We start from the raw sequence: 25959 nt of genomic DNA on the forward strand, positions 1-25959 counted from the left end.
CGGCGTTTTTTCATTAAATCGCACACCCCTGCGGCGTGCATAGTGCGTCTGTCCCGCCAGCTTGCGCTGTAATGCCGTGCGCTTGCAGGGATTGTACAAAGGCATCGGCCTGGCCCAGAAATGGCGAGATGTCGATGCGCTGTAGCTGCCCATCATGCTCCAGCAGCAGCGATGGGAAGCCGCGCAGGCCGTGCTGTTGCATTAGCTTGCGCGTTGTAGCAAAGCGCTGTTCGATCTGTTGCGCCTGCACATCGAGCTGTGCCAGAAAACTAGCGCTATCAATCCCCAGCTCGCTAGCCAATTGCAGCAACACCGTGCCATCGCTGATGCGCAAACCTTTCGCATAGTGCGCATGCTGGATCTTGCCCAGCATCGCCAAGCCATCAAAGCCCAAAGCCTGTGCGGCCAAGATCGCCAGCGTTGGCGGGGTTGAATCGAACACGGCGCTGGTGTCGAGCAACAAGCCATTAAAGTAGCCGTCACCAAACGGCTGGCCGGTCAGCTCGGCAATGCGCTGATCGTGTGGCATCACATAGTTGCGCAGCGCTGGGCTCACCGTTTGGCGGTTGGCCCCGCTCATCATGCCACCCGGATGCAAGGCCACTTCCAAGCCTTGCAGTTGCGCCGCGGCGTGGATCAGCGGAGCCGCGGCGTAGCACCAGCCGCACAATGGGTCGAACACATAGTGCAGCTTGCTTTGATTGCTGGTGTTTACCATTTCATTTCACCTTTATTCACTTTGGCGCCGATATCGAGCGCAATGCCCAAACCCGCTTGCGGATAGGCCGCTTTCATACTGTCGATCAGCTCGGCACCGGTTTTCGCCTTGCCCAAGTTTTGCTCAAACGTCTGCAAATACGCCTTGGTGTAATCAATCGCGCTGATGTCCATTTTCGCGCCAGCTTGCATATGGCCAGGCACAACGACAGCGGGTTTCAATGCCGCCATTTCATCGAGCTGCGCGATCCACGCTTTGCGCTCGGCGACGCTTTGCGTATCGGCAGTCCAAACGTGCAGGCCATTCAGAACACCGACATTGCCGGTAATGGTTTTGATCGATGGAATCCACACATACGGACGATGCGCCAAGATGCCGCTGGTGCCACGGATTTCGACTTTCTGGCCGTCAACGCTCAAGGCATTGCTGCTCAAGGCTACAGGCAACACGGGTTTTTTCGGGGCATTCGCGCCCATTTTCGGGCCCCAGAATGCCACTTTGGCATCGACTTTGGCCTTGATCTTTTCCAGCACGGCTGGAGTAGCCAGCACTTGCGCGTTCGGGAAAAATTCTTGCAGCGTTTCTACGCCGAAATAGTAATCTGGGTCGGCTTGGCTAACGAAAATCGTTTTGAGTTCTTTGCCGCTATCGAGCACATTGGCCGCGATGCGCAGCGCGTCGGCGCGGGTAAAGCCAGCGTCGATCACCAGCGCTTCTTTGTCGCCATGAATCAGCGTTGAATTGACATGAAAGCTCGCGCCATCGGCGTTATACACCTTGATTTGCAATGGGGCGGTTTCGGCTTGCGCTGCGCCAAAAACCAATGCGAAAGAGGCGGCGAGTAGAGTAGTGCGGATCATGGTTTTGCTCCTAAATTAGTTGGCGCCTCATCTGGGCTGCCGTGGTGAATTGAAACTGACGCTAGTTTAGTTGCAACAATCGACCAGATAAATGCGCTAAACTGCGCATGATTATTGCAATATTCGAACAAATAGAGGTTTGGCGATGGACAGACTCACCGCGATGAAGGTGTTTTGCGAAGTCGCCGCCAGCGGCAGTTTTAGCGCCACGGCCGACAAACTCGAGATGTCGCGCGCGATGGTCACCCGCTATATTGGCGAACTTGAAACATGGCTCGATGCTCGGCTATTGCAACGCACCACGCGCAAAGTCACGCTCACCGACGCCGGTGAAAGCTGCCTACGCCGCAGCCAGCAAATGCTCGCGCTGATGGACAATATCGAAGAAGAAACGCTGCGGCACGACGGCGAGCTGCGCGGGCAGTTGCGCCTTACCGCCAGCATGTCGTTCGGCTTTGCGCATCTGGCCGCAGCGATTAGCGATTTCCTAGCGCAGCACCCGCAACTGAAAATCGACTTGAATGTGAGCGATCGCGCGGTCAATCTGGTCGAAGAACGCATCGATCTAGCGATCCGCATCAGCAGCGAGCCCGACCCAATGCTAATCGCCCGCCCGCTGGCGCGCTGCGATTCGGTGCTGGTCGCCTCGCCGGGGTATCTATCGGAAAACGGCATTCCGCAATCACCAGCCGCACTTACCCAGCATAGGTGTCTAAGCTACGCCAACTTTGGCCGCAGTATTTGGTCTTTCCTGCGCGGTGACGAACACGAACAAGTCGCTGTCTCCAGCCGTTTTAGCGCCAACGAAGCCACCGTGCTACTGCACGCTGCGCTCGCCGATGGCGGCATCGCGCTACAACCGACGTATCTGGCCCAACCCTACCTCGACAACGGACAACTCATCGCGCTGCTGCCCGACTGGCAAGTACCCGCGATGACCATCTACGCGCTGTATCCATCACGGCGACATTTATCGCCAGCAGTACGGGCGCTGCTGGATTTTTTGGTGGAGCGGTTTGCGGCGCAATCTTGGTGAGCTCGAAGCGGATGAGCTACAACTTTGCATTCAAGAGAATAGACATGACTATCAATCCCGTTACACCAGATCAGTATGAGTCACTCACGGATTTACTGTTTGAGTTGCACTCTTTTTACAACCATCCACCAACGGCAAGCCGCGCGGAAATCAATGATCATTTGCTCAAAAATTTGCTCGCAGGCGACTCAAATATTCAACTCATCGTTGCGAGTGAGCATTCGACAGTGATTGGATTTGCCGCCATTCTCTGGCAATACTCGCTAGTCGAACCTGCTGCAGAGCAGCGTAAACAATGCCAATTAAAAGAACTCTATGTGCGCTCTGCTCATCGCGGCTCTGGCGCAGGAAAAGCGTTAGTCACTTGGATTGCTCAGTTCGCACTAGCCAATGGTTGCGGGCGCATGGATTGGCATGTGAAAGCATCCAACGAGCGTGGGATAAAGTTCTACAGTAAGCTCGGTGGCGAGTTGGTTGCCGATAGATTGAGTTTTAGGCTGCCGAGCGCATCGATGCTGAAGCTGACGCAAAATCAGTATTAAAGCCAATCAGCCCAATTTCAAATTGCGCTCAATCGCCCTTCAGCATCAAAAGCATAAATTTCTTCATGCTTAAAACCCCAGCGCTCATCGGCAGCAATATGCGGCTCGAAGGTGAAGCACAGCATGTCGCCCAAGCGTTGTTGCTGGCCTTGCTCGATAAAATATCGGTCCTCTCGCCGCGTGGCGATGCTGTGGCCAACATTGCCGAGAAAATCGAGATTAGAAAAACCCAGCGCTTTAATCCGCGCATTGGCCCAGTCGAACAATTCGCCGCCGCTCATATCTGGCCGCGCAAATTCAATTAACTCGGCATGCAGCTGGCGTTCAGCCAAAATGCCTTGCTGAAAAATGGGCGAGGCTACTTCAGTGCTGACGCGGCCATTTTCTACGCAAAAAGAGCGCGCACAATCGCCCCACACCTCGCCCAGTGACGGGCTTAAATCCACGGTAACGAGGTTAAATTCGCCCACCTTCTCGCTCGCCGGGCGATAGTCGTGGCCAGAAATCGAGAGCTGGCTACGGCTGCCAAGCAATACAAAAGCCGGGCAATCGTAATACCAAGTGGTATGTATATTGTGAGAGGCCATAAGCTGGCTGGCTTTGGCGGCAATACTGGCCTCGGTATCGTCAGCAGTGATCAATCCGGCCAGTGCATCTTGAACTTGCCGGGCGATGTTTTGAATTGCCCGATGGGCATGAAGTAAAGCCAAATTTCACCTCAAGAGATTGAAAAGTCTGCTAACGCAGGCGGTAAACCGGCGGTTTCGCCCGCCCTAATGACCCAATGGGTATATCCACAAAAGCCAATGCTAAAAAGGACTCCAGAGTAACACTACGGCATGTATATACAACAACCGTCAGCCTGTGCAGATTTCCCTAAGCCAACTCATCCCGCAATGCCGCCTCCAGCGTGGCAAATTCAAATTGATATCCTTCATCGAGCAAACGTTTAGGTACAACACGTTGTCCCTTGGTAAACAGCGCGGCCATTTCGCCCAGTAGCAGCTCGAGTATGAAAGCGGGCGTGACGAATAGATTGGGGCGGTGCAGTAGTTTGGCGGCGAGCGCGGCGAATTCCGCTTGCGTCGGCGCTTGCGGCGCGGTCATATTGTAGGCGCCGCGCATGTCCGGGTTGGCGATTGCACGCGCGATCACAGCGATCACGTCGTTGCGGTGCACCCAGCTCATCACTTGCCGACCATCACCCATCCGCCCGCCGACGCCAAGCTTGAACGGCAGCAATAATTTGGGAAAAGCGCCGCCGGTGCCAAACACCAGCCCCAGGCGTAGCCGCACCACGCGCACGCCGAAGGCTTCGGCTTTGATCGCGGCTTCTTCCCATTCGCGGCATAAATCCGACATAAATTCATTTTGCGTGCCGGCGTTTTCATCCAGTGGTTCGTCGCCACGACAGCCGTAGTAGCCAATCGCTGAGCCATTAATCAGCACGGCAGGCTTATGCGCCGCGCCTTGCAGCCAGCCTAGCAATTGATTCGTCACACCCACGCGGCTATCGCGCAAAACCTGTTTGCGCGCTGCGCTCCAGCGCGGGCCGACGACGGGCGCGCCCGCCAGATTGATGATGGCGTCAAATTGCGTATCGCTGGCCAAAGTTTGCCAGCTTGAAAAGGCCGAGATCTGCCCTGGTGCGGGGGAGAAGGTGCGGGCGGCACGCTCGGGCTGGCGGCTAAATAATGTGACGCGATGCCCGGCTGCCAGCAATTGATTGACCAGCTCGCGGCCAATAAAACCGGTGCCACCAGTAACAAGGACATGCTGCGACGCTAAATGGCTAAAGTAGTTTGACATGATCTATTCCTGAATACCGGTTCAAAAATAAGTATTTGCTTGTAACTATCGATCGGGCGGATTGAAGATCGTTCCTATGATTTAAAACATCAAGCGGCCGGATCAATCATCAATGCGCTTAAAACGGCTTGTGCACCATCAGCCAGTACACCACGATCAGCCCGCCAAAAGCCGGGAAGCCCAGCGCAGTCCACCCTTTTTCATAGCGCCAGTAGCGCTCGGGCAGCGCGGCGTGGCTTTGCGCGGCGACTTGCGCCATATCGCGCATTTTCAGTTGCAACCATAGCACGGGCAGCCAGCAAACACCGGCGACTGCGTACAACAGCAGCGATAGCCAGACCCACAGCGATTGCAGGGGAAAACCCGCCCAATACAGCATCAGCGCGCCCGAGATCGGCTGAATAATCACCGCTGGCGTGGTAAACCAGGTATCGGCCTTGACCACCCAGTGACTGACGACGGCGATGGCCTGCACATTGCCGCTGCGATTGGCGGTAAACAGATAAAACGCCGTCCCTAAACCAGTGCCAAACATGATGGTTGCCGACAGAATATGCGCCCATTTCACCCATAGATAGTATTCCATCACGTTCTCCTCGATTTTTGGCCAATGTGTTCATGTGCCCTCGCATTGTCTTGCGGCCCTGCCTGAACATGTTTGCTAACGTTTGTCATGAGGCTGCTCGCATTGATCAAGTAGTAACAAGACCGCCAGGATCGGCAGATTTTTCAAGATCGGGCCGAATGGGTGTAGCAGGTATTCGCTCAGACCCCAGCTAATCAGAGCGCTGTAGAGCAATACCAGCGCTATTTGTAGTTTCCAGCTGCGCCAGCGCGACATTAAGCAAGACACGCCCAGCGCCAGATCGCAGCCAATCGCGCCAAGCAGCAGCGGCCATTGCAGTGATTCGGCGATCCCCAGTTGCGCCAGCAGCGCCAGTGATTGCGGCCAATTGATGGTGCTGACCATCGCGGTGATCAGCCAGACCGCCGCCATCGTGTAGCGCAGCAGTGGAACGAGCCAGCCAAGCTGCGCTATGGCTGCCAGACCTTCACTTAACGCTGCATCGCTCGAACCCTTCACGTCAGATGCTGCGGCTTTGGGCGAATGCCTCAGTAGTTTTGCTAGCGGCGCTGTATCAGCGACATTGCCAGCGCGCAGCATCGCCAAGCTGGTCGGGCTGAACAAGCTACCCGGCAGGTATTGGGTTGCAGCTGCCGCTATGTCTTGCATCCAGCCATATACAGGTAGATTTATAGTGGCGGGCAAACCCATGCCCGCGCGCAAAACCGCCAGCCATTGCGACAAACTCATTGCCGATGGGCCTACCAGATTGACCACTTGCTGGTTTGGCGCGGCGAGCAGCGCCAGAATTGCCGCAATCACATCGTCCAGATGCACCGGCTGCACCGCCGCGCAGCCGCGCAAATCGGGCAGCAGCGGCCAGCTCGCCATCTGTAAAAACTGCTGGCAACTACGGCCATTGGGCGAGTAAATCAGCGATGGTCGGACAATCGCCCAATCCAGATCACTCGCTATCAGCGCCGCGTCGGCCTGACCTTTGCTGCGCCAGTATTCAGTCGCAGCGTTGACATCGGCGCCGAGCGCGGAAATATGAATCACTCGCGGCGCGCCGCTTCTTGAACTGTTCGAGCCGTTCAAACCAGCTTGCTCACACGCGGCAAACAAGGCGGTGGGCATCGCGACGTGGAGTGCAGCAAATGATTGCTGCGCATTTTCGGCAAAAATCCCCACTGCGTTAATTACAATATCCACATGAGCCAGCGCGGGCTGCCAGTCTTGCGGCTCAGTCCAATGTGAAATATCGGCTTGCAGTTGGTAAATACCTTGCCGGGTATTGCCGTCAATCGCTTTTCTGGAAATCGTTGTAACACAATACCCCTGATCAAGTAGCGTGAGTAGCAGGGCTGAGCCGATCAGCCCGCTGCCGCCAAGCAACAAGATGTTCATCTTGCTCCCCTTGTCGGCAGCGGATTGGCCGCAACGGGTGAATGCGGAATTGGCGCTGGCGCACTGGGCACCAGGCGACGCCAGATCATTTTGGCGATGGCACCTATCGCCAGCAGGTGGCCAAATACCACGCAAATCAGCATGGTGCGAAAGACGCCAATCGCGTTTTTCTCGTGGCCATCAATAAACAGCAGCACCAGCAACATGGGCAGCAGCAATTGCAAAGCGGCCAGCGTGTGCCGCCAGTAATGTGCGCCGCTGCCGGGGCAGCTTTCGTTCAGCAGCGGCCCCAAAGCGCGCTGTTGCCAGGCAATCAGCAGCACGCTCAGCGCCAGATTGATCACCAGAATCGAGATGAAGTTGCCAAAGTTCAACATGATGATGCTCCTGTTTGCTGATGGGGTTTTCTATTGTTTCTGTATAGGCAGAAATAATTACACCAATTTTTTGCCGCTACAGCCATTGATACTACACGCCGCAGCCGGTTTGGCCGCAAAGCCCAGCCCGGCGCTGATCCGGTAGCGGTTGGCCGCAAACCAGGCGTACAGAGCGGCCAGCGTTGGGCGGGCAAACTGCCATTGCACGGGCGCAGTCCACCAGCCTCGGCCAATCGCCCGGTACAAGGCGGCAATTGCGTCGATTCCGACCAGTAGCACCCCATCGTTGCGGCGGATATGCAGTAGTACGCCCAGCGCGGCCGGGTCAAAATCGCTGGCAAAGCCATAAGCGCTGGCATCAAAATCTGCCGCGCTGATGTCCACCATCGCAAACAGCCCCGGCGTGCTAAGGCGCTGCAGGCGCAGCATTTCAAAGCGGCATAGCGGGCAGGCGTCGTCGTAGAAAACCTGATAGTGCAGATCAGTAGCGTTATTCATGATCAATCTCCTGAGTCGTGAATCCAGCGGGTGAAACTATTTGGTAGCCACATCGTCGTCTTTGCCGAAGATCGCCACCAGTTGGCCGAGCTTGCCGCCCATTTTTAGCAATTTCATCACCACCGATGGCGGCAAATGCTTGAAGTCGTCGTAGCCTGAGAGCAGCATTTCCAGAAAAACCAGCACATCGTCCATTTTCTGCCGTGTTGCTGCTTCAATCTCGGTGTCGTTTTCGGCTTCGATGGCGCATTCGCGCAGCACGGTTAAAGTCGGATCAAGCTCGCGTTTTTTACGCTCTTCGGTAATCACGCGGAAAATCTCCCACACGTCCTGCAGGGCGACAAAATGATCGCGCCGATCACCGAGCACATGTTGCACCTTGACCAGGCCCCAGCTTTGCAATTCTTTCAGGCTGTTGCTGACATTGGATCGCGCTACATTCAGCGTTTCAACAATGTCTTCGGCGTTCATCGGCTGATTGGCCAAAAACAATAAGGCATGAATTTGCGCTACCGTGCGGTTCACGCCCCAGCGCGTTCCCATTTCGCCCCAGTGGACGATGTATTTCTGCATGGTTGGACTGAGTTTCATGATGGATTTCCTTAATTTCTGTCTTTGCAGAAATTAAATACTCAATTGAGCTGCAAGGCAAGGATTATTTGTTCAAGGTAGGTTGATCTTGGTGCAGCAAGTCACGGGAGGCCAAGCGCTGGCTGGCCCTAGCGCCGTGGTAGCCACTGGATCACGCTGATGGCCTGCTCCAGCTTGAGCAGGGCGGCTTGCTGTTTGGCCAGCTGCATATTGAGCGCCGCCAGTAGCGGGATGGCGCGGCTGGGCTCGCCTTGCGAATTTTTCAGCGCTTGCGCGATCATTTGCGCATCTGCTTCGGTAAAGCGGGTGGCCAGTGCCAGCTCGACCACGGTGGCGCTGACGGGCTTGCGCTGCTGCATGACAAACTGAAAGGCTTTGTCGCCCTGCATCACAATGTATTGTGCGCTGCGCGGGTCCAGACGGCGAATCAGCGCTTCGGTTTCGGCAATCTGCTCACGCAGCTGGGTGGCAAGTGGCACGGCGGTATCCTGCAAAGAAAGCGCCATTATAAGTGCGATTGGGCGGCTTTTTGTGCGGGTGCTGGCGCGTATGAGCAGCGGGCTTTGGCTGCTCAGGCCGCGCTGGTGCTTTGGCCGACAACGCAATTGCGTCCGGCGTTTTTGGCCTGATAGAGCAAATCATCGGCACGGGCAAAATTGCCCGCGTCGCTCAGGCTGTTTTGCCATTGGCACACCCCGGCTGAAAAGCTGCAGCGAAATTCGGGCGCTGTGCTGAGCGCGCTGTGGCTGGCAAAGGCGGCGCGGATCTGGTCAATGCGTTGCTGAGCCGTGCTGGGGCTCACGCCGGGCAGTAGCAGGCAAAATTCTTCGCCGCCGTAGCGGGCGACCATATCGCTGCCGCGCAGCGATTTTTGCAGGAAAAAACCAGCTGCCGCAAGATCTCATCGCCTGCGGCGTGGCCGTGCAGATCGTTAATGCGCTTGAAATGGTCGATGTCGAGCAGTGCAATGCAGACCTCTGGCGTGGCGGTTTTTCTTAACTGGGCCAGTTGTTCCTGCAGCCCGCGCCGGTTCAGCGCACCGGTGAGCGCGTCGTGCAAGGCCAGATGCCCCAGCGCATGATTACTGCGCTGCAGCAGGAATATTTGCAAGCCCATGCTGTTGTAAATCGTCGCGGTCGATGCCAGCAGATAGAGTATATCTTCGCCCAGCTCGGAATAGCGCTCGTCGTGAGCGAGCAGCGTGATGATGCGCAATACAAAGCACAGTGAGGCCAGCGCGCCGATCACCGGCAGCGGGCCGGGGTAGCGCTTGCCCAGCTGCCGTTCCAGCCGCCAGAATTGCCATGCTTCCAGCGCAAAGCACAGGCCAAACGCCAGCCCCGTCAGGCACATGCCCAAGTGGCGCGGCAGCGGGCTTAGGTCGGGGATTATTTCGCCGCCAACGCCCAGTATGAGAATGCCGATCCAGAGCCAGCTCGGCAGCCTGCTTTGTGCCAGCCGGCCCAGCACGCTCAATTGCAGCAGCGCACCGCCGATCAGTAGTAGCATGGCCAGGCTCATGCCCCAGTGCGGTAGCGCCATACTGCTAATTTCCAGCGACAAGCCCGCCGCCATCAGCAGGCAGGCGGCCAGCCAGCGACGGCATTCATGCTCATGCTCGCTGCGGCTGGCATACAGCCAGCAACCCAGCCCCACCATCGCCAGCGTCAATGCATAAATATATTGCCCCAGACTCATTGCGCTATCCTGAATGCACTCTGCTTAAGGACTTAATCCTAGCACCGGCTGGCCGCCACTGCCGCTGGCGAAACACCGAGCGCCGATGTAAATAGGTCGGCGCGCGGTGCGGGACTCATCACTTATCATCACCGTTATGGCCGCTGGCTAGGTCTACACCAGCAATCATACTGCATGGGAGTAATGCAATGAATGCTTTATTGATTAATCTCCGCAGAGCAATACCCATGGCTATGTGGCTGATGCTGCCATTCGCCGTGCAGGCCGAGACTAATTTTCGCTGTGGTAATAGCCTGCTGGGCGTGGAGAGCAGCATGGCCGAGATTGTGAGCAAATGCGGCGAGCCTGCCGAGCGGCAGGTGTCCTACCTGCGCCACTGCGCTATCGCAATCACGCGGGCGAGTGGAAAACCGATCCGCGCCAAACGGGCAGCGAAGTGAGCGAATGGCTCTACAATTTTGGCCCCGACCGGCTGATGTTGCAGCTGCGTTTTCTGGACGGCCAGCTGCAGGATGTCAAAACGCTGGGCTACGGGCATTAGGACATGGACTCACGACTATCATCCCAGCCCAAGTTTGCAGCGCTAAGCGTGTAAAATAAGCCCGCGTTACCATTTGGTACGCGGGTTTTTTGTGTGAGCGCTATGACTGCATTTCGTGTTTTATCCCTGATTCCTCCGATGACGCAATTGAATACACCGTATCCATCGACGGCGTATATCACGGGCTTTTTGCGCTCCAAAGCGGGGGGCGAGGTGGATGCGGTGCAGGCTGATCTGGCGCTCGCGCTGGTGTTGCGGCTGTTTTCGCGTCAAGGTTTGGCCGAGATTCGCGATGCGGCGAGCAAAATCCCCGCGCGTAAGCAAAGCCATCAGGTGCAGCATTTCCTGCTCAATTTTGATCATTACGACGCGACGATCACGTCGACCATCGCCTTTTTGCAGGGGCGCGATAGCACGGTGAGCCACCGGATTGTGAGCCGCGCATTTTTGCCCGAAGGCGCGCGCTTTGCGCCGATAGATGCGTACACGATTGATGATAGTGAAGACACGCTGGGCTGGGCGTTTGGCGCGCTCGGCACGCAAGACCGCGCCCGCCACTTGGCGACGATGTATCTGAATGATCTGTCTGATGTGATCCGCGAAGCGATTGATCCGCGCTTTGAGTTCGTGCGCTACGCCGAATCCTTGGCGATGTCACAGCCGACTTTCCAGCCGTTGGCCGCCGCGCTGGCCGCGCCGCATAATCTGGTTGATGCAACTTTGCATGATTTAACGCTGGCGGCGGTGGAAAAAGAGCAGCCCGCGCTGGTGCTGGTATCGGTGCCATTCCCCGGGGCGGTATATGCTGCTTTCCGAATTGCACAAAGCATTCGGGGGCAATACCCCCATATCAAGCTCGCGCTCGGTGGTGGCTTTGTCAATACCGAATTGCGCGAGCTATCTGAAACCCGCGTGTTCGATTATTTCGATTTTGTCACGCTCGACGACGGCGAGCGCCCGCTGCTGGCGCTGATTGAACACTTAAAAGGGAAACGCTCGGCGCAGCGTTTGGTGCGTACTTTCATTCGTAATGAACAAGGCAAAGTACAGTACATCAACTGGCCCGAGCCCGATGTGCCGTTTTCCGATGTAGGAACGCCGACTTGGGACGGTCTGCCGCTTGATCGCTACCTGTCGCTGCTCGATATGCTCAACCCGATGCACCGCCTGTGGTCGGATGGACGCTGGAATAAGCTGACGATTGCGCACGGCTGCTATTGGAAAAAATGCAGCTTCTGCGATATTACGCTCGACTATATTTCGCGCTACGAAACGACGACGGCCGAAATGCTGGTTGATCGCATCGAGGCGATTATCGAAGAAACAGGTCAAACGGGTTTCCATTTTGTCGACGAAGCCGCGCCGCCGAAAATGCTGCGCGCGCTGGCCGAGGAGCTGCTGCGCCGCAAGGTATCGATTTCGTGGTGGGGCAATATCCGCTTTGAAAAATCGTTCACGCCCGAGCTGTGCCAGCTGCTGGCTGATAGCGGCTGTATCGCGATTTCGGGCGGGCTGGAAGTTGCGTCCGATCGCCTGCTCAAACTGATGAAAAAAGGCGTCTCGGTCGATCAGGTCGCGCGCGTGACCTATGGTTTTGCCGAAGCGGGGATTCTGGTGCACGCCTACCTGATGTACGGCTTTCCAACGCAAACGGTGCAAGACACCGTCGATGCGCTCGAATACGTGCGCCAATTGTTTGAGCACGGCTGTATTCAATCTGGCTTTTTCCACCGCTTTGCCTGCACGGTGCATTCGCCAGTGGGCAAAAATCCGGAAGAATACGGCGTCGAGCTGATTCCACTGCCGCCGGTGAGCTTTGCCAAAAATGACGTCGGCTTTATCGACACTACGCCGATTGACCACGATCTGATGGGGCAGGGGCTGAACAAGGCGCTGTATAACTTTATGCACGGCATTGGCCTGGATGAAGACGTGCGCGCCTGGTTCGATTGCAAAGTGCCCCGCCCAACGGTGAACCGGCATTTTGTTGGCAAGGCTTTGCAAGCTAGGGGCTGATGCGGCCCCGCATCAACACAACAATAGAAAACTCTATTTATGTCAGGGTATATGCTTACAGATTAATGATTGATTAATCTGTAAGCATATACCCTATCTATTTAGGCAATGTTCAAATTGTGTGTTGGTATGGTCAAATATTGTGATTTCTTGATGACAAATGATTTTCGTAGATACCGTCTTGCCGGTCGAGAATTTTGGTATTCAGCTTGATACTGTTTTTGCGTTTTCAGCACGCCGAAGCACAGATGAACTAATTTGCGCATGCAAGCCCCCAACGCCAACATTTTGCTCTTACCGCGTGCAAGTAAACGCTCAAATAAGGCTTTGACATGAGGGTTGTACTTGGTTGCGACGACCGCCGCCATGTAGAGCACCGCACGAACCTTTGCAGGGCCTGCTTTAGACAGTTTGGCGCGTCCAAGAATCGATGAACCCGATTGCCGCTCCACGGGCACCAAGCCCAAATAGGCCGACAATTGCTCTGCCGTATTGAACTGGTGCGTATGCATTATCGCAAGCAATTGCGTGCCACTTTGGGGGCCGATTGCGGGGATGCTTTGCAGCAAATCGAGGTCGTTTTTCAAACCAGGATGACGGTCGATATGGTCATCAATTTGGCTTTGTAGCTTTTTAAGCTGGGTATTTAAAAAGGCAATACTGTCGTGAATGGATTGATGAATTAACTCGGGCGTGACGGTCGATTCGGCTTTTTCTTGGCGATTTTGTTCACGGAGCAGATCCTGCAAAATCGCTTCACGCCGGGCAAGCAATACTTTGAGAATGCGGGCTTCAGGTGGTGGAGGCATCCAGGCTGCGGGTTTAATCATCGCGCAATAACGGGCAAGAACTTGGCTATCGACACCATCGGTTTTGGTGCGAACCGCAAGGCCTTGGCCGAAGTGTTTGACCTGAGCAGGGTTGGCAATCGAGACGCAGGCGCCAGCGTCATGTAGTAGCGTGGCGGCCAGTTCGTGATACACGCCGGTGGCTTCCATCGTGACGTGCAGCTGATTGTGCGGGATGTGATTTTTAGTTAGCCAAATGAGTAAATCGGCGAGTCCTTTGGTGGTATTTGCAACCACTTTGGCTTTGCCTTTAAGTGGATCAAGCTGTGTTAATAAGTAACAATCAAGCTTGGCTTTGGCCACATCGATGCCGAGATAAAACACGAGAATGCTTCCTGTAAAAATGCCTAATTCGCCCACTTGCCTTGTGCATACAGGGTCAAGCCCTTGGCTACCGTTCAGTGTCTGATTTGGCGAAAGAAGTGAGGACGAAGGGTTTAATCTACAAAACAAGGTCAATGCCTTAAGGGTGGGCTCAAACTCACTTCGCCTCATGTGGTAGTAGCTAACCACCACGGGGAGAAAGATACAAGGGTGCACTGAGCGCAGCCAATTGCACCAATGCTCGGCGTAGCGGCGCAATTCGCGATTGCTCAGTTCACCCTACCTACTGCGGGAATCCACGAGGATGCTTTTCAGCAGGAAAAAAGACCAATGGCGGGAGATACCCGCCATTGTATTAACCCACAGCGCAATCTGTGATTAGCTCGCAGCCACATACCCTAGCCCATCATATCCAGCGCCAGCGCTTCGGCTACTTTAATCCCATCTACCCCTGCCGACAAAATCCCGCCCGCGTAGCCTGCGCCTTCACCGGCTGGATAAAGGCCGCGCACATTCAGCGATTGGCAATCGTCACCACGCGTAATGCGTAGCGGCGAGCTGGTGCGCGTTTCGACGCCAGTTAGCACGGCGTCGTGCATATCGTAGCCACGGATTTTCTTGCCAAATTCAGGCAGTGCTTCGCGCATTGCGGTGATGGCATAATCGGGCAAGGCGCTGGCCAGATCGGTCCAATTCACGCCCGGTTTGTAGGATGGTTCGACGCTGCCAACATCTTTCGATGCGCGGCCAGCCAAGAAATCGCCAACGAGCTGCGCAGGTGCATTGTAATTGCCACCGCCGAGCACATAGGCATGGCTTTCCAGCTGGCGTTGGAACTCGATCCCCGCCATTGCGCCGCCCGGATAATCGCTGGGGTTAATGCTGACGACCATGCCTGAGTTGGCGTTGCGCTCGTTGCGCGAATACTGGCTCATGCCGTTGGTGACGACGCGACCTGGCTCAGAGGTAGCGGCGACAACCGTGCCGCCCGGACACATACAGAAGCTATACACCGCGCGGCCATTGGCGGCGTGATGGACGAGTTTGTAGTCGGCTGCGCCCAAAATCGGATGCCCGGCGTATTTGCCCCAGCGCGCTTTGTCGATCAGTGATTGCGGGTGCTCGATCCGAAAGCCCACCGAGAATGGCTTGGCTTCCATAAACACGCCGCGCTCGTGCATCATCGCAAAGCTGTCGCGCGCGCTGTGGCCCAGCGCAATGACGACGTGTTCGCTGAGAATTTCGCTACTCGGATGGCCTTCAACGCCGAGTTCCGTCACGCGCACACCACGGACTTGCTTCATGCCATCGGCGCTATCTTGCAGAATCAAATCATCCACGCGCTGCTGAAAGCGGATTTCGCCGCCAAGCGATTCAATCTCGGCGCGCATTTTTTCCACCATGCCGACCAGTTTGAACGTGCCGATATGCGGCTTGGCAATATACAGAATTTCATCCGGCGCACCGGCTTTCACAAACTCGGTGAGTACTTTGCGGCCCAGATGACGCGGGTCTTTAATCTGGCTGTAGAGCTTACCGTCGGAGAACGTCCCCGCGCCGCCTTCGCCAAATTGCACATTGGATTCGGGATTCAGCGTATTTTTACGCCATAGGCCCCAAGTGTCCTGCGTGCGCTCGCGCACCTTTTTGCCGCGTTCCAGCACGATGGGTTTAAAACCCATCTGCGCCAGAATCAGCGCGGCAAAGATGCCACAGGGGCCAAAGCCGACGACGATGGGGCGATGCTTCAATTGCGCCGGGGCTTGCGTGACAAAGTGATACTGGGTATCCGGCGTGGGCATGACATGGCTGTCGGCTTTGAATTTGGCCAGCAGTTTGCCCTCGAGCACGCCAACGTCCAGATCAATGATGTAGGCCAGCTGCATCTGGCTTTTGCGCGCGTCAAAGCTGCGCTTGTAAACCAGATAACTGGCAATGTCGGCTTCGCCAATGCCTAGGTATTTGGCAATGGCGGTTTTCAGCTCGGCATCAGAATGATCGAGCGGCAGTTTGAGTTCGGTAATGCGCAGCATAGCTATCCTTCACAGGGTTGAGGTTTATTCAACAAGCTGCGCATTGTAAGAGTTTGTGGCTAGCTTGGGGAGTACAAACTGCCAGACGCAGTGGCGATCAGGGCTGGGCGTACTCTACCCGGTTGCGGCCATTGGCTTTGGCGGCGTACAGGGCTTTGTCGGCGCGCTCAAGCGCTTTGCCAAAGCCGTCAGGGCCAACCACGCTGACGCCAAAGCTGGCGGTGAGCGCAATCCCGGTCGGCCAGATGGCGTTTTGCACCGCTTCGCGCAATTTTTCGGCGACCAGATGCGCCTGCTCACCTTCGGTTTGCGGCAGAAAGAGCACAAATTCTTCACCACCCCAGCGCACCACATAATCGCCATGCCGGACATGCGCGGTCAGAATCTGGGCAAATTTGACCAGCACTTCATCGCCGCGCGCATGGCCGTGTTGATCATTCACCTTTTTAAAGTGATCAATATCGCAAATCACCATGGCCAGCGGGGCGGTGGCGTCGGCTTTTTCCATTTCCCGCGCAATATCATTGCGGATGCCCGAACGATTGCGCACCTGCGTGAGCGGATCGAGTTTGGCCTGATCGGCGATCCGGCGTTTTTCTTCCTGTAGCGAGGCGTTGGCAATAATCAGCTCGGACGCGTGCAGGCGGGCTTTTTGCAGGCGAAGGTGCAAACCGAGCAGCATTTTGATCATCACGGCAATACCCAGCAGCCCCCACAGCAGCACAATCAGCAGGAGCATCTGTTCGCGACTGATGTATTTACCTTCAAAAATCACATAGTCGATGTCAATCGTGTGCATACCGGGCTCTTGCAGACCGGCGGTGGAAATAATCAGCAAGGGCACATTGCTAAGGTCTACGCCGTAATGATCTAGCGGGATATTCTTGTCGGCCAGCCACCATGAGGCAACGTTAAATTTGTCCAGCGGCAAACTGACTTCTACGCCGTCCTGCACAATAAATTGCACTTCATTGAGCTTCCAGGTGGTGCTCTCGTGCAGATCGCTATATACCGGGTGGTAGTTGCGCATAAAAAAACGCACCCGGTGCTTGCCGGGGCCGGTGTAGCTCATTTTCATACGCACGCTTTTATAGCTACGAAAATCAATGCCATTGGGTGGTGTGGCGAGCTCGACACCCATTTCGCAATATGGCCAGGTAAACGATTTATCGAGCGCGCACTCCAGCCGCAGCGCTGACCCGATCCGGCTAATGGTCGCCACCGATTGCCCGCCATCGAGTCTGTCGTCTGCCACCACGATGTCAAAGGGCGCCTTGGCATTAATCACCAGACTTTTGTTCAGACCATAATGCTGCCACACCAGCAAAACCAAACTGATTCCAAACAAAATGCTGATCATGCCCGGCAGGCTAAGGCGCTGAAACATCATGAATCCTTCAACTCGATGTTCTTATACTGGCAGCTAGCGCGACGCTTCACAAATCAAATTACGCCGATCCATGCACATTGCAATGCAGCAAATTTGGCCGCGCCGCCTACACTGAAAGCATTGTGACTTGATAATGGGTTTTCTGATGAATGCACCCAGCGTACGGAATGATCTGGCTTTGGGCCATGCGATTGCGCAAGCTTTGCTCGATGGCTTTAACCATCACTATCAGCTGTTTCGCGAGGCCAGCCGAGCCGCGCAGGCCAATTTTGAAACCGGCGACATTCACGCCCAGCAAACGCTGGTGCGCGACCGGATTGCTTTTTATGATTTGCGCGTCAAGGAATGCGTGCAGCGACTGAAAGAAGAATTTAACGCCGACAGTTTGCCCGATCCGGTGTGGCAAAAAGTAAAGCAGCAGTACATCGGCCTGCTGATCAATCACCAGCAAATGGAGCTGGCGGAGACCTTTTTTAACTCGGTCTGCTGCCGCATTTTGCACCGCACGTATTTCCACAATGATTTCATTTTCTATCGCCCGGCGGTGTCGACCGAATATATCGAAGCCGATGGCCCGGCGTTTCGCACCTATTACCCCAATGAAGCCGGGCTAGCGGCAACGATTAGCCAGATCATCAGTGATTTTGGCTTTACCCAACCGTTTGCCGATCTGCCCGGCGACGTACGCCGCATTATTCTGGCGCTGCGCCGACATGTGGGCAAACCGTTCAAAGCCAAATTCAGCAGCTATATCCAGGTGCTGGCTTCGCCGTTTTATCGCAATAAATCGGCGTATCTGATCGGGCAGGCCACGTATGGCCGGCGCAAAATTCCGTTTGCACTGCCGGTCTGCCGCGACAATGGGCAACTGCAAATTGATGCCGCGCTGTTCAAGCCAGCGCAAATCCGCCATCTGTTTTCGCTGTCGCGCGCCTATTTTCTGGTCGATATGGCCGTGCCATCGGCGTATGTGCAGTTTTTGCACGATATGCTGCCCAATAAGCCGCGTGCCGAGCTGTACACCATGCTGGGGCTGGGCAAGCAAGGCAAAACCATGTTTTACCGCGAGCTGTTTCACCATTTGCGCCATTCAAATGATCAGTTTGTTTTTGCGCCGGGCACCAAGGGCATGGTGATGAGCGTGTTTACGCTGCCCTCGTTTCCGTATGTGTTCAAAATCATCAAGGATGTGTTTGCGCCGCCCAAGGAAGTCGATCACGCCACGGTGCGCGCCAAGTATCTGCTGGTGAAGCAGCATGATCGGGTGGGTCGCATGGCCGACTCGCTGGAGTTTTCCGATGTAGCCTTGCCGCGCGCCCGCTTTGCCGAGGAAGTGCTGGCCGAGCTGCGCGAGCTGGCACCCAACGCCATCGAGGAAGACGGCGACACCATCGTCATTCGTCACCTGTTTATCGAATGCCGGATGAAGCCGCTCAATCTGTATATCCAGAACCGCAAAGGCGAGCAGGTAGAAGCGGTGATTCGCGATTATGGCAATGCGCTGCGCGAGCTGGCGATTGCCAATATTTTCCCCGGCGATATGCTGTTCAAGAATTTTGGCGTCACGCACGCTGGCCGCGTGGTGTTTTACGATTACGATGAAATCGAATACATGACCGATTGCGATTTCCGCCGTATCCCGCCGCCGCCCTCGCCCGAGTTTGAAATGAGCGGCGAAACCTGGTTTAGCGGCAATAAAAACGAAGTCTATCCGGAAGAATTCGGCAACTTTCTGCTCACCCGGCCCGACGTGCGGGCGGCCTTTATCAAATATCACGCCGACCTGCTCACGCCCAAATTCTGGCAAGACTGTAAAGCACGCATCCAGCAAGGCATCGTGGAAGATTTTTATCCTTATCCGCAATCATTGCGCTTCCATCAATAAGATAGGGGTATTGCCTTGTAGCCAATATTAAAATTGACCTACATGGCAATACCCTCAATTAAAATCTAGCGCTCCTCATCCGCATATCGGATCGGCACTTGTGCCGCTGCAGCAGGGTCACAATTGCGTCATAATTCGGCCTCTTTATCCGGGTTGTGCATCAAAGTGAAGTGGTCTTTCAAACTCCCGCCGTTTATGCAACAAAAATGGTTTGCCGTGCCGGCCATCATTCTGATGTTGCTGCTGGGCCGTTTTGCCGTGGACGGACAGTGGAATATTCCGCGCATCGGCTTTTCGGCTTTGCTGTATCTGTTTTTTGCCATGTTTCTCAACCGCTGGGCGGCAGTCTGGGCAACGCTGAGCCTCGAAGCGCTGCTATACAACATCAGCTATGTGAAAAACAAGGCCACCGGCGAGCCCTTGCTGGGGCGTGATCTGCTGGAAGTTGGCCAGGGCATGGCACTCACTTCCTACATCAACTGGGACATTATTGGCTACGGCGTCGGCACAGTGGCGGCGATTGCGCTGGGTTTGTGGTTACGCCCCAAGTTCAAGGCCCGACGCATTGCGCCCGGCCTGATACTGTGTGTCATTGTCGGTGTGCAATTTGACAGCACTGGCCTGTACGCGGCGCAATCGCAAGCGGTACTGAGCAAAACACTTAGCACCAATTATGTGTTTTACAATTTCCGCGAAAACGTCAAACAGAACGGCATTCTGGGGCATCTGATCCTAAGCGCGGAAAGCATGCACCTGCCCAAAAGCGGGCAGCACGATTTTTACACGCGGCAATTGCCCGCACCGAGCGGCAATACCGATCCCGACATCGTCGTGGTGATGTGCGAGTCGTGCTACACCAGTCGTGACGAGAAAATGTCAACGCCGATGAACCGGCTCTCACCAGCCGGTTTTGTCGCCTCGCGCATTATCAGCCCGGTTTATGGTGGCGGCACGGCCGATGCCGAGTTTGAAGCGCTCACCGGCCTGTCTTCGCTGGCCTTACCCGGGATTGATTTTCAGAATTTTTCCGATCGCTACGATGAGCGCAGCGCCACGCTGGTGAGCGAGCTGAAAAACCACGGCTATCTGACCACCGGCATGCACAATTACTACGGCAGCTTTTACAAACGCGCCGAGGTGTACCCCAAATTCGGCTTTGACCGCACCCGCTTTGTCGACAAAATGAAATGGAATCGCAAGGCGGGCTGGCCCAAAGATTCGGCGATGTACGATGAGGCGCTGGCGCAATACCGCAGCACGCCGCCGCAGCAAAAACAGCTGATGTTTCTGGTCACCGTCTCGACGCACGGCCCGTTTATTGCCAATCAGGACGCCGGTTTAAGCCAGTACCGCGCCCGGCTTGATCTGGCGGTCAGCGATTTGCTGGCGTTTAACACCGCCTTGCAGCAGCAAGCCAAAGCGCGCGGCCGCGAGCTGATTGTGGTGGTGTTTGGCGATCACAAACCGGCGCTGAATAAGGAATTTGTTAAAAGCGGCATTCTGCCGCCAACCATGTTTGAGGTCGATCACAAAGGCGCACTGGCCTTTAAAAACCAGCTCAGCCCGCAAGACCATCGCATTCGGGGGGATGTACCGCTATATATCGCATCGAGCCGCGCCGATCAGGCCGACGCACTGGCCAGCGAGCTGGCCGATAAGCCGCTGTTCTGTCTGCCCGCCAGCCTGTCACGCCAGACCAGCAGTGTCAGCCCGTTTTTCAACGCCGTGGCCGAGCGCTGCCAGCGCAATGAAGGCTTTTACAGCCAGGGGCTGTGGTGGCGCAATATCTTCCCCGAAGGTCTATACGCCGAGCGACTGTTCGGCAATTCCTGATACAACGCGGCGATGGGAAGACCATCGCCGTGAATATCAGCGGCGCTATGCCAGCCGCTTGAGCGCCTCGATACTGGGCACAAAAAACGCCGCGCCAGTGACTGCCCGGCTGAAGTTGAGCAAATGGTCAACGCGGCCATCCGACGTCGGGGCGACCATGCGGGCGAGCATTTTCTCGAAAATATCCGGCGTTTTGCAGTAGGACGTGAAATACAGCCCCTTATCGCCGCTGGGCGAGCCATACGGCAGCGATTGACGCAGAATTTGCAGCTCTTCCCCGTCCTGCTCGATCACCACCCGGCTGATGTGCGCGGTAAACGGTTTATCCTCGTCGGGCAATTCTTCGTCGCTTTCCTTGGTGCGGCCAATCACGGCTTCCTGCTGCTTGACCGGCAGCTTGTTCCAGCTTTCCATGCGGTGCACATAGCGCTGCACGTGCAGATAGCTGCCCCCAATCCATTGTGGGTCTTCGTCGCCAACCAGCGCAGCAGTCGCGCGCTCGTCACCATCGGGATTTTCGGTGCCATCGACAAAGCCGGTCAGGTCGCGTTTGTCGCGATAGCGAAAGCCATGCACGGTTTCAATCGCGTCAAACCACTCGGCCATGTCCTGCGTAAACTGCTCGGCAAACTCGTACAGCACGTCAAAACGCTCGGCGCGCAAATGCAGCATCATGTCGCACTGCGTGGCTGGCGCAGGATGAATCGCCCCGGCGATGCGTGGAAAAGCCCTTAATTTGGCAGGCTTTTGCAGGCCGTAGACTTCGGGCCACAAATCAGCGCCAAAACCCAGGCAGGCCACAAAACCAGCGTCCGGATTCGCATCGGCCAGCGCGGCAACGCGCTCTGCCCACTGGGCAAACAAAGCCTTGCAGCGCGCGTCGGCACGGCGGCCCAGACGGCGGCGAAACAGCATAAACAAACCATTACTCGATGCAGCAGGCAAAATGCCACTTTGCGGTGTGGTCATAGTTCTTCTTCTCGATGGATGATTAATCAGGGCAAGCAAAGCGCCAGATTTGCGGCAAATAGCGCTCAAAATCGGTAAAACCATGGTCGCCGCCGGGTTCGACAGTTTGCAGGCAACCCCGGTAATAGTCTACGCCAATTCGGTAATCGAGCACTTCGTCGCCCTCTTGCGTCAGCAGCCAGTAGTGCGACAAACGGGTGGGTGCGCGCTCGTATTGCTGCAATTGCACCGCAAAAGACGCGTCAATTTGATGAATTTCACCAGTGTAGTAGTTTTCCTGCGGCCCCAGATATTGATTGATCAGATCGTAAGGCCTGACCGCTGGGTTCACCAGCACCGCCCGCCCGCCAAACTCCTCCACCGCCCAGGTAGCAAAAAAACCGCCCAGCGAGCTGCCAACAACGCAGAAGTCGCCCTTGAGCGGCTGCAATATCGAGCCAATCAGCGCAATCGCTGCATCGGGCTGCATCGGTATTTGCGGGCAGATCAGCCGGTCTGCCAGCCCTTGCTGCGCCATCCATTGCTGCGTGAGCTGGGCTTTGTCCGATAGCGGGCTGGATAAAAAGCCGTGCAGATAAACCAGCTGGGTCATGGGATCAGCACCGTTGCACCGCTGGTTTTGCGCTGCGCCAGATCACGATGCGCCTGTGCAACGTCGGCCAGCGCATAGCGCTGACCAATCACCGGGCGGACCCGGCCTTGCAGCAGTGCCTGCCAGTAGTCATTGGCGCAGGCCAGCAGCGCAGCACGGCTGGCGGTGTAATGCGCCAGCGTGGGGCGGGTTACAAACAGCGAGCCTTTGCTCGCCAGTACGCCCAGATTAAACGCGTCCACCGCGCCCGAGGCGTTGCCAAAGCTGACCATCAGCCCGCGTGGCGACAGACAATCGAGCGAGGGCAGAAAAGTTGCTGCGCCCACGCCGTCGTACACCACGGGCACGCCCTGGCCTTGGGTCAATTCGCGCACCTGCGCCACCCAGGCCTCGCTACTGTAATCGAGCACGTGATCGCACCAGGCTTGCGCTTGCGCCACTTTGGCCGCACCGCCCGCCGTGCCGATTACCGTGACACCCAGGCTTTGCGCCCACTGGCATAATATCTGCCCTACGCCGCCCGCCGCAGCGTGCACCAAAATCGTTTGCCCTGCCGTGACCGGAAATGTCTGCTTTAGCAAATACTGCGCCGTCATGCCGCGCAGCAAAGTTGCGGCGGCCACATCGTCGGGTATGTGCTCAGGCACCAGCACCAGCTTGGCCTCTGGCATGATACGGTGCGTGGTATAAGCACCAACAGCACCGCCCGCATAGGCTACCCGGTCGCCCACTAGAAATTCGCTCACGCCATCGCCCACGGCTTCAACCACGCCGCACGCCTCCAGCCCCAAGCCACTGGGCAGGCTGAGCGGATAGAGGCCGGAGCGATGATAGGTGTCGATAAAATTAAGGCCAATCGCCGTTTGCCGCAGCAGCACTTCGCCCGCTGCAGGCGCATTGATCGTCGTGGAACGCAGCAGCATCTGCTGCTCGTCGCCGTGTTGCTCGATGATGATCTGCTGAGCAGATGTGTTGGTTGGTGTGTTGGCTGCAGGTGGGCTCATGCGCGTGGTTTCCGGGCGAAGGTCATTTGAGAATAGACATTTTGCCCAGCCCCGCAGCATGTGTCTGGTACAAAATCAAAAAATGTCATGGCAATATTTCCATTCGAGCGACTTTTTAGAGCTATGTCATGCTGCGGTGCACGAGGATTGTTTATAGTGGCGGCTGTATTGCTTAACGTAAGTGGAATTCAATCATGCAAACCTTTTTTATTGCGCCAACCCGCCACAATGTGGGCCTGACCTCGGTGACATTGGGCGTGGTGCGCTGCCTGCAAAACCAAAGCTTGAAAGTAGGGTTTGTAAAACCGGTCGCTCAGGACCAGACCGCCAGCGAAATCGAGCGCTCCAGCCATTTTGCCCGCCGGATCTGCCAGCTGGATGTGCCTGATGCACTGCCAGCCCAATACGCCATCGAGCAGGTGTCCATTGATGAAACCGACGATCTGCTCGAAGAAATCGTCACCATGAGTATGGCCGCAGGCAAAGATGCCGACGTGCTGGTGGTCGAAGGCCTGCACCCCGATCCGGCCAATCCGTTTACCACCCAGCTCAACACGCAAATGGCGCTGGGCCTGCAGGCCACGGTGATCCTGGTGACTGACGCCAGCGCGGGCAATGTGGCCGAAGAAGTTAAAGTGGCCGAGCGCCAGTTCCGCAACGAAGGCGTGCAGGTGGGCGGCGTGATTTTCAATAAAGCGCCGGTTAATTTTGATAGCGACGCGATGGCCGCCGCGATTGGCGATTTGCCGATCTGGGGCGTGATCGAGTTCGATCCGCACCTGCTGGCACCGCGCACGCTCGACGTGGCGCTGCATCTGGACGCCGAAATCGTCGTTAAAGGCGAGCTAACCAAACGCCGCGTCACCGAGACCGTCGTGGCAGCGCGTGCCGTCCCCGAAGTGATCCGCCGCCTGCAGCCGGGCGCGCTGATTGTCAGCTCAGGTGATCGGGATGACGTGATTCTGGCCACCGCGCTGGCGGCCAGTAATGGCGTGCAGCTGGCCGGGCTGGTGCTCACGCACAGCACGCACCTGAACGATACCGTGCGAGATTTCACGCAAATGGCGTTTCACTCGGGCATTCCGGTGCTGCGCACCGACGGCGACAGCTTTGGCACGGCATTGGCCATCAGCCAGGTGCCCACCGCTGTGCCTGCCGACGACAAAGACCGCATGACGCGCGTGATCAACGCCGTGGCCGAGCAGCTGGACGTCGAAGGCCTGATGGTCGGCGTCAACACCAAGGGCGTACACCACCTGAGCCCGCCTGCTTTCCGCTACCAGCTGATCCAGAAAGCGCGCTCAGCCAACAAACGCATTGTGCTGCCCGAAGGCGAAGAGCCGCGCACCATTTGCGCGGCGATTGTCTGCGAAGAGAAAGGCATTGCACAGTGTATCCTGCTCGGCAATCGCGCCACCATTGAGGCTGTCGCCGCCACGCAAGGCGTGACGATTCCGCCGACCTTGCAGATTCTGGACCCGGAAGAAATCCGCAGCCGCTACGTGGCACCGATGGTTGAATTGCGCAAATCGAAAGGCCTGACCGAAATCCAGGCGCTGCGCCAGCTCGAAGATAACGTCGTGCTCGGTACGATGATGCTGGCAATTGATGAAGTCGATGGCCTGGTTTCCGGCGCCATCCACACCACCGCCAACACCATCCGTCCGGCCCTGCAGCTGATTAAAACTGCGCCAGGCAGCTCGATTGTCTCGTCGGTCTTCTTTATGTTGATGCCCGAGCAAGTGCTGGTCTATGGCGATTGCGCAGTCAATCCAAATCCAAGCGCCGAGCAGCTGGCCGAAATCGCCGCGCAAAGCGCCTATTCGGCCAAAGCGTTTGGCATTGACCCGAAAGTGGCGATGATCAGCTACTCCACTGGCCAATCGGGCACCGGTGCCGATGTTGATAAAGTGCGCACCGCCACCGAAATCGCCAAAGCACGCAATCCGCAGCTCACCATCGACGGCCCGCTGCAATACGACGCGGCGTCGGTGTTTGAAGTCGGCCAGCAAAAAGCGCCGGGTAGTCAGGTTGCCGGTCAGGCCACGGTGTTTGTCTTCCCCGATCTGAATACCGGCAATACCACTTACAAGGCCGTGCAACGCAGCGCCAATGTGGTCAGCGTCGGCCCGATGCTGCAGGGCTTGCGCAAGCCGGTCAATGATTTGTCGCGCGGCGCGCTGGTGGACGATATTGTCTTCACCATCGCCCTGACAGCCATTCAGGCAGTGGAAATGATCTAAGCATTTCAACCACGGGTATCGCCATGCAGCCTTTCATCAGTAGTGGCTGCATGGCAATACCCATACACCAAAATCCATTAGCTGCCGTTCTGGCCACTCACCTCACCTCGATTTCCCCCACCAGCACCAGCATCACCCGGCTTTATTTGCAGCCAAGCTGATCTGGATCAAACAATTCCG

At 56.3% G+C, this 25959-nt stretch carries 22 protein-coding genes and 2 pseudogenes; 7 read left to right on the forward strand and 17 right to left on the reverse strand.

The genetic code is table 11. The annotated features are described in order from the left end of the window. Positions 1–13: 13 nt before the first annotated feature. Together ABHF33_RS07540 and ABHF33_RS07545 are read right to left on the reverse strand one after the other, a co-directional pair. A complete protein-coding gene (locus ABHF33_RS07540) occupies positions 14–718 on the reverse strand; it encodes a DsbA family protein (protein ID WP_348946378.1) in 705 nt (234 codons plus the stop codon). After that, the gene (locus ABHF33_RS07545) at positions 712–1578 is read right to left on the reverse strand and encodes an MBL fold metallo-hydrolase (protein WP_348946379.1); all 867 of its coding nucleotides are present in this window, start codon (positions 1576–1578) and stop codon (positions 712–714) included. Before ABHF33_RS07545 ends, ABHF33_RS07540 begins: the two co-directional genes overlap by 7 nt. A 145-nt stretch (positions 1579–1723) precedes the next feature. Here ABHF33_RS07545 and ABHF33_RS07550 point away from each other — a divergent pair, with 145 nt between their 5' ends. Together ABHF33_RS07550 and ABHF33_RS07555 are read left to right on the forward strand one after the other, a co-directional pair. Next, a complete protein-coding gene (locus tag ABHF33_RS07550) occupies positions 1724–2614 on the forward strand; it encodes a LysR family transcriptional regulator (RefSeq protein ID WP_348946380.1) in 891 nt (296 codons plus the stop codon). Between the two features lie 44 nt (positions 2615–2658). Further along, positions 2659–3156 (forward strand): GNAT family N-acetyltransferase, encoded by a 498-nt coding sequence (locus tag ABHF33_RS07555; protein WP_348946381.1) that lies wholly within the window; start codon positions 2659–2661, stop codon positions 3154–3156. Between the two features lie 17 nt (positions 3157–3173). Here ABHF33_RS07555 and ABHF33_RS07560 read toward each other — a convergent pair whose 3' ends face one another. From ABHF33_RS07560 to ABHF33_RS07605, 9 genes and pseudogenes are all read right to left on the reverse strand, one after another. Next, positions 3174–3866: a M24 family metallopeptidase gene (locus ABHF33_RS07560; protein ID WP_348946382.1), complete on the reverse strand. Its 693-nt coding sequence runs from the start codon at positions 3864–3866 to the stop codon at positions 3174–3176. Positions 3867–4032: 166 nt separating this feature from the next. Beyond that, positions 4033–4965: a TIGR01777 family oxidoreductase gene (locus ABHF33_RS07565; protein WP_348946383.1), complete on the reverse strand. Its 933-nt coding sequence runs from the start codon at positions 4963–4965 to the stop codon at positions 4033–4035. Positions 4966–5083: 118 nt separating this feature from the next. Beyond that, positions 5084–5551 (reverse strand): DUF2269 family protein, encoded by a 468-nt coding sequence (locus ABHF33_RS07570; protein WP_348946384.1) that lies wholly within the window; start codon positions 5549–5551, stop codon positions 5084–5086. 75 nt (positions 5552–5626) lie between these two features. Then, entirely contained in the window at positions 5627–6937 is a 1311-nt protein-coding gene (locus ABHF33_RS07575) for an SDR family oxidoreductase (protein WP_348946385.1), read from the reverse strand. After that, the gene (locus ABHF33_RS07580; RefSeq protein ID WP_348946386.1) at positions 6934–7314 is read right to left on the reverse strand and encodes a hypothetical protein; all 381 of its coding nucleotides are present in this window, start codon (positions 7312–7314) and stop codon (positions 6934–6936) included. The genes ABHF33_RS07575 and ABHF33_RS07580 overlap by 4 nt, the downstream gene beginning before the upstream one ends. A 57-nt stretch (positions 7315–7371) precedes the next feature. After that, positions 7372–7812 (reverse strand): thiol-disulfide oxidoreductase DCC family protein, encoded by a 441-nt coding sequence (locus ABHF33_RS07585; protein ID WP_348946388.1) that lies wholly within the window; start codon positions 7810–7812, stop codon positions 7372–7374. Between the two features lie 36 nt (positions 7813–7848). Then, positions 7849–8403 carry a GbsR/MarR family transcriptional regulator gene (locus ABHF33_RS07590; protein ID WP_348946390.1) on the reverse strand — a complete coding sequence of 185 codons (555 nt, stop codon included), beginning with the start codon at positions 8401–8403 and terminating at the stop codon, positions 7849–7851. A 128-nt stretch (positions 8404–8531) separates the two neighbouring features. Beyond that, complete coding sequence (locus ABHF33_RS07595; RefSeq protein ID WP_348946391.1) at positions 8532–8882, reverse strand: hypothetical protein; 351 nt, start codon at positions 8880–8882, stop codon at positions 8532–8534. A gap of 92 nt (positions 8883–8974) precedes the next feature. Further along, positions 8975–10101, reverse strand: a pseudogene (locus ABHF33_RS07605) (GGDEF domain-containing protein). A 334-nt stretch (positions 10102–10435) separates the two neighbouring features. Between ABHF33_RS07605 and ABHF33_RS07610 the strand changes: the two are divergent. Beyond that, positions 10436–10642, forward strand: a complete 207-nt coding sequence (locus tag ABHF33_RS07610; RefSeq protein ID WP_348946394.1) for a DUF2845 domain-containing protein — start codon at positions 10436–10438, stop codon at positions 10640–10642. A 102-nt stretch (positions 10643–10744) separates the two neighbouring features. Beyond that, positions 10745–12658, forward strand: a complete 1914-nt coding sequence (locus ABHF33_RS07615) for a B12-binding domain-containing radical SAM protein (RefSeq protein ID WP_348946395.1) — start codon at positions 10745–10747, stop codon at positions 12656–12658. 200 nt (positions 12659–12858) lie between these two features. On the opposite strand, the pseudogene ABHF33_RS07620 reads toward ABHF33_RS07615, so the two are convergent. The 3 genes and pseudogenes from ABHF33_RS07620 to ABHF33_RS07630 all read right to left on the reverse strand — a co-directional run. Further along, a pseudogene (locus tag ABHF33_RS07620) lies at positions 12859–13866 on the reverse strand (IS110 family transposase); the annotation flags it as partial. A 362-nt stretch (positions 13867–14228) separates the two neighbouring features. After that, positions 14229–15863 carry an NAD(P)/FAD-dependent oxidoreductase gene (locus ABHF33_RS07625; RefSeq protein ID WP_348946396.1) on the reverse strand — a complete coding sequence of 545 codons (1635 nt, stop codon included), beginning with the start codon at positions 15861–15863 and terminating at the stop codon, positions 14229–14231. Between the two features lie 97 nt (positions 15864–15960). Beyond that, complete coding sequence (locus tag ABHF33_RS07630; protein ID WP_348946397.1) at positions 15961–17253, reverse strand: GGDEF domain-containing protein; 1293 nt, start codon at positions 17251–17253, stop codon at positions 15961–15963. A gap of 145 nt (positions 17254–17398) precedes the next feature. Between ABHF33_RS07630 and aceK the strand changes: the two genes are divergently transcribed. Together aceK and ABHF33_RS07640 are read left to right on the forward strand one after the other, a co-directional pair. Beyond that, the gene (aceK, locus tag ABHF33_RS07635) at positions 17399–19138 is read left to right on the forward strand and encodes a bifunctional isocitrate dehydrogenase kinase/phosphatase (protein ID WP_348946398.1); all 1740 of its coding nucleotides are present in this window, start codon (positions 17399–17401) and stop codon (positions 19136–19138) included. A gap of 165 nt (positions 19139–19303) precedes the next feature. Next, complete coding sequence (locus ABHF33_RS07640) at positions 19304–20971, forward strand: LTA synthase family protein (RefSeq protein ID WP_348946399.1); 1668 nt, start codon at positions 19304–19306, stop codon at positions 20969–20971. Positions 20972–21016: 45 nt separating this feature from the next. Here the strand turns inward: ABHF33_RS07640 and ABHF33_RS07645 are convergent, their stop codons facing one another. The 3 genes from ABHF33_RS07645 to ABHF33_RS07655 are packed head-to-tail and all read right to left on the reverse strand — an operon-like array spanning position 21017 to position 23536. After that, positions 21017–21940 (reverse strand): Dyp-type peroxidase, encoded by a 924-nt coding sequence (locus ABHF33_RS07645; RefSeq protein ID WP_348946401.1) that lies wholly within the window; start codon positions 21938–21940, stop codon positions 21017–21019. Between the two features lie 22 nt (positions 21941–21962). Beyond that, entirely contained in the window at positions 21963–22532 is a 570-nt protein-coding gene (locus ABHF33_RS07650; RefSeq protein WP_348946402.1) for a YqiA/YcfP family alpha/beta fold hydrolase, read from the reverse strand. After that, positions 22529–23536 carry a quinone oxidoreductase family protein gene (locus tag ABHF33_RS07655; RefSeq protein ID WP_348946403.1) on the reverse strand — a complete coding sequence of 336 codons (1008 nt, stop codon included), beginning with the start codon at positions 23534–23536 and terminating at the stop codon, positions 22529–22531. Before ABHF33_RS07655 ends, ABHF33_RS07650 begins: the two co-directional genes overlap by 4 nt. Before the next feature lie 194 nt (positions 23537–23730). Here ABHF33_RS07655 and pta point away from each other — a divergent pair, with 194 nt between their 5' ends. Then, on the forward strand, positions 23731–25779 hold the full coding sequence (gene pta / locus ABHF33_RS07660) for a phosphate acetyltransferase (protein ID WP_348946404.1): 2049 nt from the start codon (positions 23731–23733) through the stop codon (positions 25777–25779). Positions 25780–25959 lie beyond the last annotated feature (180 nt).

Origin of the sequence: Chitinibacter sp. FCG-7 (assembly GCF_040047665.1) — a bacterium.
In the GTDB taxonomy this organism is placed as follows: Bacteria; Pseudomonadota; Gammaproteobacteria; order Burkholderiales; family Chitinibacteraceae; genus Chitinibacter; species Chitinibacter mangrovi.